Below are 11,542 nucleotides of genomic sequence, written 5' to 3' on the forward strand. Positions count from 1 at the left end.
GTCTGATCGTTTCAACAGTATTATAATCTCTGCCATTCTTACTCCATATTTGCTTTATGGTAAAGGAGTCGTTGATGAAGCAATTGCAGGAAAATGTTCAAAAAGTGCTGGCGCAGATCCGTCCGACCCTGCAGCGGGACGGAGGCGATGTTGAGTTTGTCCGCCTGGACGACGACAACGTGGTGCAGGTTCGACTGACCGGTGCCTGTAAAGGGTGCCCCATGTCACGCGTCACACTGAAGGAAGGTATTGAGAAGTTTGTAAAGAGTGAACTTCCGACCATCCGGGCCGTAGAGGCGGTCGATTGAGAATATGCCCCTTGGTTTTGTTGAAAGTCTGCTCTGGTTGAGCCTGAATGTATACCACGAATCTCGTGGTGAGCCTGAAATCGGACAACTGGCCGTTGCTCATGTGACACTCAATCGTGCCATTGACGAGCAGAAGAGCCTTGCCGAAGTCATCATGGCGCCCAAACAGTTCAGCTGGACGTTTCTAAAAAAATCGTATGTCCCTCTTGAAGTCAACCCCTTGCAGGAATCCCTGCTGGTCGCCTTCAAAGCTATGGTAACCCCTGATTTTACGAAGGGATCAACCTTTTACCACCATGTGAATGTTTCTCCCAAATGGGCCAATAGCCTGATGTACACCGGGCGTTACGGGTCCCATAAATTTTATAAGGATAGCGATGCCAGCATTTCGGCATCTACCTATTAACCTTCTTATAAGTACAAGACAATTCACGGATTTCTCATCATTTTTCAATCAGGTATTGACAAAAACAAAAAGAAATTCTAAAGATTGATCATCGCGAGGGGTGGCGCAGAGAGCGCCTGAGATAATACCCATTGAACCTGATCCGGCTAATACCGGCGAAGGGAAGCGGACAAGATACAAGAAGACCGGAATATTCGGTCTTAGGCTGTTTTTAAGCCGCTTGCCCTTCCTGGAGGACAAGCGGCTTTTTTTTATGCCGCGTCCTCCATTCCCTGCCTCATCTCCCCCCTCTTATTGAGTTTTTCCCTGAATTCGTGGCATCAGAACCGCTGTTTGCGGTCGCTTATGCCTACTATTCCAGGTTTTCATTGCGGTCTCTTCCCAACCAATAGGAGAACCATGAAAATTTTTATTAACGGTAACGAGGAACACACCGAATCCCCTACCTTGGCCGATCTGATAGCCAGTCGAGGACTCGATGCAGGCCCACTGGTTGTCGAACTCAATCAGCAAATCATCAAACAAGAACAGTGGCAGGCAACCTCCCTCAACGAGGAAGACAGGTTGGAACTGCTCAGTTTTGTCGGAGGAGGTTGAACCATGCAGGATGATGTTCTCATATTAGGCGGTAAAACGTTCAGCAACCGCTTACTCACCGGTACGGGAAAATTTGGAGCACACGCACAAATTCCACAGATGTTGGCTGCCAGTGGCTCGCAAATGATAACCGTTGCCCTGCGCCGGGTCGATATAACCGAACAGTCAGAAAACATTCTTGAATACATTCCCAAGGATGTAACCCTGCTTCCCAACACCTCGGGTGCCCGCACCGCAGAACAGGCCGTACGCATTGCCCGTATTGCTCGGGAAGCCGGGTGCGGTACATTCATTAAAATCGAAGTGATCACCGACATGAAGTACCTTATGCCGGATAACTGGGAAACCCTCAGGGCAACCGAAATTCTGGCCAAAGAAGGGTTCCAGGTGCTGCCCTATGTTTTGCCGGATCTCACACTGGCGAAACGACTTGAAGATGCTGGAGCCGCAGCGGTTATGCCGCTTGGAGCTCCCATCGGTACCAACCGTGGACTGGAGACCAAGCCTCTGCTTGCAATGCTCATTGAAAATTGCACGGTACCTGTCGTGGTTGATGCCGGTATCGGGAAACCGTCTCAGGCTGCTGCGGCCATGGAAATGGGTGCAGATGCGGTTCTTGTGAACACCGCCATCGCCACCGCCCAGGATCCAGAAGCCATGGGGCGGGCCTTTGACCTGGCGGTGAAAGCCGGTCGTGCAGCCTATCTTGCAGAGATGGCGGACGAATCGACGCTGGCACGCGCCTCTTCACCGCTGACCGGATTTTTGGACGAGTAGCTTGGAGCACACATCCCCCTTTGATTTGAATACTTAAAAAACCAAGCTCTAAAGTCTCTTCTGATCGAGGATCCAACCATGTCATTTTATGAGGTAGTCAAGCAGTACCAAAATCTTGATGTACCCAATTTTTTTGACCAGGTGCGCGACGAAGACATTCTTCGCGCCATTGGCAAAGACAAGCCAACTCCCATGGATTTTCTCACCCTGCTCAGCCCTAAAGCCGCTGATCATCTTGAGGCCATGGCCCGTAAGGCGCACCAGCTGACAGTGCAGTATTTTGGCCGCACCATTCAGATGTTTATCCCCCTCTATATCTCCAACCACTGCAACAACGGCTGCGCCTATTGCGGATTTAATCATCAAAACCCTATTTTGCGGCGCAAACTCACCTTGGAAGAGATTGAAATTGAGGCCAAGGCAATCTCCAAGACCGGCATGCAGCATGTGCTCTTCTTAACCGGCGAGGCCCAGCACATGACGCCCATGTCCTATCTGCTGGAGGCCTCAAAATTGCTTAAACGCCATTTTGCCTCGGTGGCCATTGAGGTTTATCCCCTGGAAGTCGACGAGTACGCGCAGTTGCACCGGGCAGGCGTGGATTCCATGACCATGTTTCAGGAAACCTACGACGAGGCAGTGTATAAACGGGTGCATCTGGCGGGTAAAAAAATGGATTACCACTGGCGTCTCAACGCACCGGAGCGAGCGGCGCAAGGTGGCATGCGCGTGGTCAACTTAGGGGCGCTGCTTGGGCTTTCCGAACCACGCCGTGAGATCTTCTTTACCGGTATGCATGCTCGCTACCTGGAAGACAAATACCTGGAGACCGAATCCGCTATTTCTCTGCCCCGCTTTAATGAGGCTGAGGGTGATTTTAAACCCGATTACCTGGTTGACGATAAAACCTTTGTCCAGTTCATGACTGCGTTGCGCATTTTTCTACCACGGGCCGGCCTGACCATCTCTACCCGTGAGAATGCCAGATTTCGTGACAGCATTCTTCCCTTGGGTGCCACCAGATTCTCTGCTGGTTCATCAACCGGTGTTGGCGGCTACACAGAGGTCAACGAGGAACGCCCCCCTCAATTTGAAATCACCGATGATCGCTCTGTTGATGAGGTGGCAAGGGCCATTGTCGCCCATGGGTATCAGCCCGTTTTTAAAGATTGGGATGCAATCTGATGCGTATTGCTCTTGCCGGTGTGGGTGGTATTGGCTCCAACGTCGCCCTGAATCTGGTCCGCAGCGGTGTGGACCAGTTGTTGCTCGTAGACTTTGATCATGTCGAGGCCAGTAACCTCAATCGTCAGTTTTACTTTGCCGATCAAATAGGCATGTTCAAGGTGGAAGCGCTGGCCATTAACCTTACCCGCATCAACCCGTCGGCGCGTCTCGAGCCTCTGGTAAAGCGCATTGATGCAACCAACTGCACCAATCTTTTTCAAGAGGCTGACCTGGTCGTTGAAGGCTTTGATCGAAGCAGCGATAAAAAGATGCTCTTGGAAACTCTAGGAGCTGAAAAAATTATTGTATCGGCCAGCGGCATCGCCGGAAGTGAGCTGGCACCCATCACTGCCAGACGTTTTGGCAAAGGGTGTATAGCGGGTGATTTTATCACCGACTGCGCCCAGGCACAGCTCTACAGCCATAAGGTGACCACCGTAGCCAACTACATGACTGAATTTATTTTAGATCAAGCAGGAGTGTTCCATGCATAGCAGCAAACCTGTCTTCCCCCGCGGTATCTACGGAATTACCGCTGAAAAATTTTCAAAAGGCCGCTCCAACATCGAAGTTGCCCGCGAGATGATCAAAGGCGGCATCCCCATCCTGCAGTACCGGGAAAAACGCCCACAAAAAAGCTTTGCCCAGATGCTTTGCGAGTGTCAGGAACTTAGACGCATGACCAAAGAGGCAGGGGTCATTTTTATTGTCAATGACTACGTGGACATTGCTCAACTTGTCGATGCCGATGGCGTCCACGTAGGTCAGGACGATTTCCCGGTCTCCCAGGTTCGTCAACTCATTGGACCGGATAAACTCATTGGGCTTTCCACCCATGACCCGGACCAGGCCCAAGCAGCGCTTGCAGCTGGTGCCGATTATATCGGTGTGGGGCCACTCTACAGCACACAGACCAAGGATGATGTCTGTGCAGCGGTTGGGCTCGAATACTTGGAGTATGCGGTACAACACGCCCCCCTGCCCTTTGTCGCCATCGGCGGCATCAAGGAACACAACATACAAGATGTACTCTCCCGCGGTGCGACCACTGTCTGTCTGGTCACAGAAATCGTGGGGGCTGAGGATATTGCGGCAACAGTGAGCCGTTTGCAGTCTGCTTTTAAATAATCCGCCGAACAAATTCGAACAGGAGAATCATCATGGCCTATACAACCCAAATGGCAGCCGCCCGCCAGGGCATTCTCACCCCGCAGATGAAGCAGGTATTGGACGCGGAACGGATGAGCGAGGAGAATATTCTCCAAGGTGTCGCCAGTGGCAAAATTGCCATTCCGGCCAACCATAACCACGTGAACATCGTGGGCAAAGGGATTGGCAGCGGACTGAGCACCAAAATTAACGTTAATTTAGGTGTTTCTGAAGATTGCTGCAATGTGGAAAAAGAACTCGATAAAGTTCGGCGCGCTGTTGAACTCAAAGCCGATGCCATCATGGACTTGTCCACCTTTGGCGATACCCAGGCCTTCCGCCGCAGAGCCGTTGAAATCAGTCCGGTTATGATTGGAACTGTACCGGTCTACGATGCTGTGGCCCGTTATGGCAAAGAAGTCTCGAAAATTTCCGTGGATGATTTTTTTGATGTGGTCAAGATGCACGCCGAGGATGGCGTGGACTTTATGACCATCCATGCCGGTCTGACCCAAACCGCTGTACAGCGACTGCGCAACAACCCGCGCCTGACCCATGTGGTCAGCCGGGGTGGCTCTTTGCTGCTGGACTGGATGGAAAACAACGGGCTGGAAAACCCGTTTTTTGAGCATTTTGATCGGTTACTTGAGCTCTGCCAGCTCTATGACGTGACCTTATCACTGGGTGATGGCCTCCGCCCCGGTTGCCTGCGCGATGCAACCGACGCGGCCCAGATCCAGGAACTCATCATCCTGGGTGAGCTGACCAAACGCTGTTGGGATGCCGACGTCCAGATAATGATCGAAGGACCTGGTCATGTACCGCTCAATGAGGTTGTTGCCAACATGCAGCTTGAGAAAAAACTTTGCCACGGAGCTCCGTTTTATGTCCTTGGCCCCATCGTCACCGATGTTGCTCCAGGCTATGACCATATCACCTCGGCCATTGGTGGAGCCCTGGCGGCAACCTATGGCGCAGATTTTCTCTGCTATGTCACCCCCGCCGAGCATCTGCGCTTACCCGATGCAGATGATATGAAAGAGGGCATCATGGCCTCACGAATCGCTGCCCATGCCGCGGATATCGCCAAGGGGATCCCCGGAGCAATCGACTGGGACAATGCCATGAGCAAGGCACGTAAGGAACTGGACTGGACTACCATGTTTGAGCTGGCCATGGATCCGGAGAAGGCCAAGGATTACCGGGCCTCCTCGCAACCCATCGACAAAGAAGTCTGCACCATGTGCGGTGATCTCTGTGCGGTTAAGCGCAGCCGTAATATTCTGGAATCTAAATAAAACATGAATCCGTGAGTGTTGGCATCACGCCACACTCACGGATCCGTTTTTTCTTGGTCTGAAAAACAGGAGCATTCGTCACCGCATAACGCCCTGCGACCAATTCAGGCTTATTGGGAATCTTGAATAATTGCTTTTTCTGCCAATCTCTGCGTTATGCTCAAAATTTTATCCTCGGAATATCAAGCATATGCCTGCGGTAAAATTTTTCACATGCCTTGACCTTGATTGAAAAATCTAATTATTCAAGACACCCTATTGTATAACGGTTGTCGTTTCAGCCTCTTCAGCGATCCTCTCCAGAGCGTTGTCACTCGGTGCACTCTGGGCACCACTGGCAAGGGTTGTCAAACGCTCGATCTGCGACAGAGAAACAAGGTGGGCGTAGACAGCGGGCAGGAACCCTTTTTTTCGTAATTCAAGAAAACGTTCATCGGAGAGGTTTTTTAGCCGCTCCTCATTGATCACATAGCATCCCGCTATATTTTGGACTTGATCACTCTGACGGACACGCATGTTTAATGGTGCAAACATGTTGTTTTCAGACATAAACTTACAAAACTCTGTTGTAATGACCTCCATCTGATGCAACTCGCTGAGATAGCGTTTTACATTTTCCAGTGCATCCGTCGTGCTGCCATCTTCATGAAAGAGGGGAACCCCCTCATCCTCACTGATAATTTCACTTTCCTCATCGATACAGACGGTGAGTTGCTCCTGGTTCTCCCCCTTAACAAGCGCAAAGGGATAACGGCGAATAATGGCTGGAATATACGATGCCTGCCACTTGCCCTCTGCGTCGACAAAAAGATTCTGTTTGGCTTCCAGCCCGAGCAAAACGATGGGCTTAAATTGATCTTGAGCCGTATCTTCTATAAAGACAATTGGATAGAGAGACGCTGCTCGTACAAACTCATGCACCATAACGGAGGCTAGATGAAAATCTTGGGCAAATGCAAAGCCTTGAATGTTTTTAATTTTGGTGTTTACGTGTTTTTGACTCTGGAGAGGAACAAGTTTATTAAACATGTTGAGTAGTCACCAATAATGTTTGAGAGAATAAATATCTCTGAAAATGTAACATCTACTGTTGATTCTTCACTGATTTTACAGTGTTTTTTCAATTTTACAATCGATAGAGGAACTTTTTCCGAGCGCAATCTCACCATGTTACAGCTGAGACATCTCCTCAGGTCCGCGCTGAATTCCAATCACCTTTCCCTGAATCAGCACCTCCCCAAAATCATAGCGCATGCTTGAAAACTGCTCGTTTTCAGGGCGTAATTCAATGGCATCACCAAGGTAATAAAACCGTTTGACCGTCGCCTCATCTCCGATAAGCGCGACCACGATCTCGCCGTTAGAGGCAAATTGACGAGGTTCACAGATCGCCAAATCTCCTTCAAGGATACCGGCATCACGCATGGAATCGCCACTGACCCGCAGAGCAAAAAGTTGTTCTCCCCTGTAGATACGCCCGTCAACAAGAATTTCTCCGGCCGACTCCTGCTGGGCATACAACGGAATTCCTGCCGCTACCTGACCTATAATTGGCACGAAACGGCCGTCTTCGGGCAACGGCGAACCGATTTCTTTTTTCAGCAAGGTAATGTTACGGCTATAACGACCTTCACGTCTGATCCAGCCCTTTGCCTGGAGTGTTTGCAACAGGTCGGCGACCGCAGAATGGCTCACGCCTAACTCAAGCGCCATCCGCCGAAGGCTGGGTATGGAATCATGATTTTTTTTACACTGTTGCAGGTACTGGAAAAATTCTTTTTGGCGGGGGGTGAGTGTGTTTGCCAAGATCGCCTCCTTTCCCTTGGATCAAGTTCGCTCTTGTAGGTACTCGGAGTTGGTGACAAATGTCAAGTAAGGCTATACTTTCGACCTGATTCAGATTCAGGTTTAATAAAGAATGGAATCAAGCACTGAAGGTTTGGGAGGCATAATCACATTTTCATCAGTTTCTCTTTTCTTCATGGTGAACCCGAAAAGTCGCAGAGTATCTTCATCGAGATATATTTTATCCTCATAAACTCCGCGAATAGCCTGGTTCGTTGGTGAGACCAGCCTCACCGAGAGATACAAAACCCGGTTGACCAGAGTATAGGTGCCAACCACCACTGCCTGGGCCCGTTGTACAGGGGCCATTTCAGCCAGATTTCGAGTGAGCATGAATTCCCCCTGATGTAACTTGACCAGAAGATCACGCCGGAGTTTCAGCTCTTTGACTGCGTAACCACGCTGGGCAAAACCTGCAATCAGGTTATTTTGAAAGCTACGGCCAAAAGGGGATGTTTGCTGTAAATCCTCGTTGTTCACCAGGGTCGAGACCAATATTGGCTGATCGCCACGAAAGGGAATCAGCGGCGGCACTGGTTGGGCAACAAGCTCCTCGACGACCGTATCGCCCAGGCGGACCAGGTTGACATCGCCTCCCAACACCGGTTCAAGTCGGGTGCCGTTGAGCTTACTGCAACCGGTTGCGCCCGAAAGAACCAAAAGCAAGAAAAGCAACACGAATGCAAATGGGGCTATATGCCTATATTTTGACAAAAATTTACCTCAACGAACGTATTTTTCACAGGGATATGGATTGTTTTGCAGGTGGCTCAGGAGAGGCCATGCCTTCCGCATCGGTCAACTTGACTTCAGGGGGTGCAGTGAGGGGGGTATACTGCCAGAATTCTCGCAGGGGGATGCTGAATATATCAGAAAAAAGGAAAAAATATTTCTCATTTTTCTCTATCTGAGCACTGACCAAGACTTCGTAATAGCCATCTTTGCCAAACCAGTACCAGGTGGCATCGCGTGGCGGATGAAAGACTGTCTGGACTTTGTACTCCATGATTAAGTCTGCGGTTTTGGGTGAACTCACCGTGACAACTCCAAAATTAACCAGCTGATGGACAACCAGATCATGAAAGCCTTCATCAAAGGCAAAGGTATCGCTTGGTTTACATTTTTTGGGAGCACCACAGCTGTTATGGACATAGATTCGGGTTGAAAACATTTCCTGCCGAACCAACTCTTCATTCATTCTATGGGCGACCTGGTTTGCCAGCAGGTTCCATCCACGCGCGGAATCAACCTTTTTCTCATCGCCTATCAGTGATGAGGTCAAGCTACAGCTACAGAGAAAAATACAGACAATATTGAGTATCAGCACAGAGGAAAAAGGTTTCATCAGCGTTTGTTCATAATGAAAAAAATCACAGCATTTTCCCTTTCACAGGAGGTGAATACGATTTCAGGTTCTATTGCTTCGGTATTATTGTGAGGTTTCAATAGCAAAAACATTTCTTGCGCCAAAAAATCAGCGTAAATACAGCTCATCCAACGCTTTAAAAAACGCCTCGCGTTCCTGTTCAAATTCCCCCATTAAATCAGTTGCCTGCTGCTGTTTTCCCTGTTTGACCAGATCGGCAATGCGCCTGGCATACTGGTGAACCATGGCATGATGCTCTCCCACTTCTTTAAAGTATTCTCGATCAATTAAAGACTGTCCTTCACCAAAATACCATTTACCGAAATCACATTCATGATCAGAGCTGATCTCTTCTGGACGCAGGGACTCTTTCCCACGAAGAAGGGCTTCCAAACGGGCACGCCACTGCATATGCGCCTCCTTGACCTTGCCAATATCAAAGGCGGCATTTTGCGTTTTAAACTTTTGCACCACTTCAGTAAGCTGAGCGGAAAGCTTAAGCAGATCGCGCGCATAGGTCGAAAGTTCGGCACTGACGATATTCATCTCTTCTGTGGCATGACTGACTTCTACAATATCCTGGGACATCTCATCGGTGACAAGGGAAACCTCGGCCACATTCTGATTCACATCCTGAATACCTAGAGATGCCTGGCTCAGGTTCTGGGCGATTTCGGCCGTGGCAACAGATTGTTCCTCAACAGCGGTGGCAATGGTCGTAACGATAGCATTTACCTCACTGATAACATTAGATATATTTTCAATCTCATTGACAGTTCCAGATGTCGAATTTTGAATTGCATTGATTTTTTCCTTGATTTCACCGGTTGCAGTAGCGGTCTGATTGGCCAGTTCCTTAATCTCATTGGCCACCACGGCAAACCCCTTACCGGATTCACCAGCGCGTGCGGCCTCTATGGTCGCATTCAAAGCAAGCAGGTTGGTCTGCTCGGAAATTTCCGTGATGACCTCGGTTACTTTACCGATTTCCTGAACGTCAAACCCAAGCTGGCTGACTTTTTCAGAGGTAACCGCTGCAGATTCAGCCATTTTCTGGGCGATGGCGCGCGCACTCTCTGAATTGCTGGCAATTTCCTGTACTGTGGCGGCCATCTCCTCCACAGCAGAGGCGACGGCGTTGACATTGGTTGAAGCCTCCTCACTGGCTGCAGCAACCGATGACATATTTGAATTCATGGTACTGGCCCCGTCCGCGACACGTTGTGAACGCTGGTTGGAATCGGAGGTGGCTTCAGTCAAATTTCCAGCAATCCCAGCTAACGAATCAGAAGAAAGGCTCAAGGAATGTGCTTTTGAGCCAAAGTCGCGTACAATACGCTCCAAGCGATCGAGGAACTGGTTAAACCAATGGGCAAGTTCCCCAATCTCATCGTTTTTGTGTATGTGCATTCGTTGGGTCAAATCACCCTCGCCATGGGCTATTGTCCGCAGCATATTCACAGCTCGGTTAATTGGGGTCACCACCCCGCGAACACTGATGATAAGCGGAATGATGATGACCAGCAACAGTCCAAAGCTGAGCCCCAGAATCCCATGTGTAATTTTGCGTAAGTGCGCAACATCCTCAGAGGCATCATAGACAAAAACCATCACTCCAATCTGCTTGTCCGAGAAATCTTTAATCGGAAACAGGGTCACATAATTCTCACCAACGCGCTGCATGGAGAGGCCCTCACTGCCCTTGTTCAACAACTCGGGGCTGACTAGGCTCTTGGTAACAGATGGGTCGGATGACGAGACAAAGACGTATTTATTGTCGATAACCGGATATTTTGAACTATCCTGGAGCGACGTTGCAATCTTGAGCAGGGAGATATTCATATAGACTGCGACCTGCTCTTTTTCATTGCTTACTCCGTATTTTACCAACGGATCATAAGAAGAGAGCGCTTCTACAGATCCTAGATATTTTCCTGATTGTGCGATGACTGGAGCCAGGCCACGAATGACAAATCCTCCACGACCGACCTCAATCCCCGTCACCGGTTTTTTACTCTGGGAGATAGTGGTGATTGTTTGCCGAAAAGCAGTGAGATCATCACTCTTGTTTTGATTATTTTTCCAGACGCGCAAAAGACTTCGTGCCGGGGGAAGATGAAAATGAAGCCGGACCGATTGCCCGTTGTTATTGGCTTTATACCCCTTTTGCACGGATTTAAAAAAAGCTCGCAGCTGTTCACGTCCCTGGGCCAGTTTAGGATCCTTTTCGGAGGTAATATCTCCCTCGTAGGCCGTTTGATAAGCATCCAGGACGGCCTGCTGCTCACTAAAAAGTGAGGCCTGGGCGAGCATTGCCTGGGAAATGCGTTTTTCACTGGCAAGAATGTCCACCATCTTTGATCGTCCAATGCGCTCAAGATTGTCACGGGTCATGGTACCGATGGTATTTTCTGCCACAAAGTAGAGCAGGACCGAAAAAATAATTGTGGCGCCGGCGATAGGTAACGTTAAGCGAGTACTAATTTTTTGGAACCTTTTCATACTGTTTCCCCCCGAAAGAACGCCGAAAAAAGATCCGTCTGAAATTTTTGTATTTTATATCATCGGC

13 protein-coding genes and 1 riboswitch are annotated in these 11,542 nt (G+C 49.4%); of the genes, 8 read left to right on the forward strand and 5 right to left on the reverse strand.

Annotated features, from left to right (window positions below; all coding sequences use genetic code 11):
* Positions 1–83: 83 nt before the first annotated feature.
* The 8 genes from JWJ90_RS06590 to thiC all read left to right on the forward strand — a co-directional run bounded on the left by JWJ90_RS06590 (position 84) and on the right by thiC (position 5,762).
* A complete protein-coding gene (locus JWJ90_RS06590) occupies positions 84–308 on the forward strand; it encodes a NifU family protein (protein WP_338032297.1) in 225 nt (74 codons plus the stop codon).
* Positions 309–312: 4 nt separating this feature from the next.
* Positions 313–714, forward strand: a complete 402-nt coding sequence (locus JWJ90_RS06595; protein WP_205226415.1) for a cell wall hydrolase — start codon at positions 313–315, stop codon at positions 712–714.
* 86 nt (positions 715–800) lie between these two features.
* A riboswitch (TPP riboswitch) is annotated at positions 801–895 on the forward strand.
* Positions 896–1,113: 218 nt separating this feature from the next.
* Positions 1,114–1,311, forward strand: coding sequence for a sulfur carrier protein ThiS (thiS, locus tag JWJ90_RS06600; protein WP_205226416.1), 198 nt, complete (start codon positions 1,114–1,116; stop codon positions 1,309–1,311).
* Positions 1,312–1,314: 3 nt separating this feature from the next.
* A complete protein-coding gene (locus tag JWJ90_RS06605; RefSeq protein ID WP_205226417.1) occupies positions 1,315–2,088 on the forward strand; it encodes a thiazole synthase in 774 nt (257 codons plus the stop codon).
* A gap of 78 nt (positions 2,089–2,166) precedes the next feature.
* Complete coding sequence (gene thiH, locus JWJ90_RS06610; protein ID WP_205226418.1) at positions 2,167–3,273, forward strand: 2-iminoacetate synthase ThiH; 1,107 nt, start codon at positions 2,167–2,169, stop codon at positions 3,271–3,273.
* The gene (gene thiF, locus JWJ90_RS06615; RefSeq protein ID WP_205226419.1) at positions 3,273–3,809 is read left to right on the forward strand and encodes a sulfur carrier protein ThiS adenylyltransferase ThiF; all 537 of its coding nucleotides are present in this window, start codon (positions 3,273–3,275) and stop codon (positions 3,807–3,809) included. The genes thiH and thiF overlap by 1 nt, the downstream gene beginning before the upstream one ends.
* A complete protein-coding gene (thiE, locus tag JWJ90_RS06620) occupies positions 3,802–4,443 on the forward strand; it encodes a thiamine phosphate synthase (RefSeq protein WP_205226420.1) in 642 nt (213 codons plus the stop codon). The genes thiF and thiE overlap by 8 nt, the downstream gene beginning before the upstream one ends.
* Before the next feature lie 32 nt (positions 4,444–4,475).
* Positions 4,476–5,762 carry a phosphomethylpyrimidine synthase ThiC gene (gene thiC, locus JWJ90_RS06625; protein WP_240194790.1) on the forward strand — a complete coding sequence of 429 codons (1,287 nt, stop codon included), beginning with the start codon at positions 4,476–4,478 and terminating at the stop codon, positions 5,760–5,762.
* Between the two features lie 255 nt (positions 5,763–6,017).
* Here thiC and JWJ90_RS06630 read toward each other — a convergent pair whose 3' ends face one another.
* From JWJ90_RS06630 to JWJ90_RS06650, 5 genes are all read right to left on the reverse strand, one after another.
* Complete coding sequence (locus JWJ90_RS06630) at positions 6,018–6,791, reverse strand: SapC family protein (protein ID WP_205226421.1); 774 nt, start codon at positions 6,789–6,791, stop codon at positions 6,018–6,020.
* A gap of 141 nt (positions 6,792–6,932) precedes the next feature.
* On the reverse strand, positions 6,933–7,568 hold the full coding sequence (gene lexA, locus JWJ90_RS06635; RefSeq protein WP_205226422.1) for a transcriptional repressor LexA: 636 nt from the start codon (positions 7,566–7,568) through the stop codon (positions 6,933–6,935).
* 102 nt (positions 7,569–7,670) lie between these two features.
* Entirely contained in the window at positions 7,671–8,273 is a 603-nt protein-coding gene (locus tag JWJ90_RS06640; RefSeq protein ID WP_205226423.1) for a FlgO family outer membrane protein, read from the reverse strand.
* 73 nt (positions 8,274–8,346) lie between these two features.
* Positions 8,347–8,952: a hypothetical protein gene (locus tag JWJ90_RS06645; RefSeq protein ID WP_205226424.1), complete on the reverse strand. Its 606-nt coding sequence runs from the start codon at positions 8,950–8,952 to the stop codon at positions 8,347–8,349.
* 129 nt (positions 8,953–9,081) lie between these two features.
* Positions 9,082–11,475, reverse strand: coding sequence for a methyl-accepting chemotaxis protein (locus tag JWJ90_RS06650; RefSeq protein ID WP_205226425.1), 2,394 nt, complete (start codon positions 11,473–11,475; stop codon positions 9,082–9,084).
* Between the last annotated feature and the right edge of the window lie 67 nt (positions 11,476–11,542).

The sequence above is a fragment of the Desulfobulbus rhabdoformis genome (assembly GCF_016919065.1).
Classification (GTDB): Bacteria; Desulfobacterota; Desulfobulbia; order Desulfobulbales; family Desulfobulbaceae; genus Desulfobulbus; species Desulfobulbus rhabdoformis.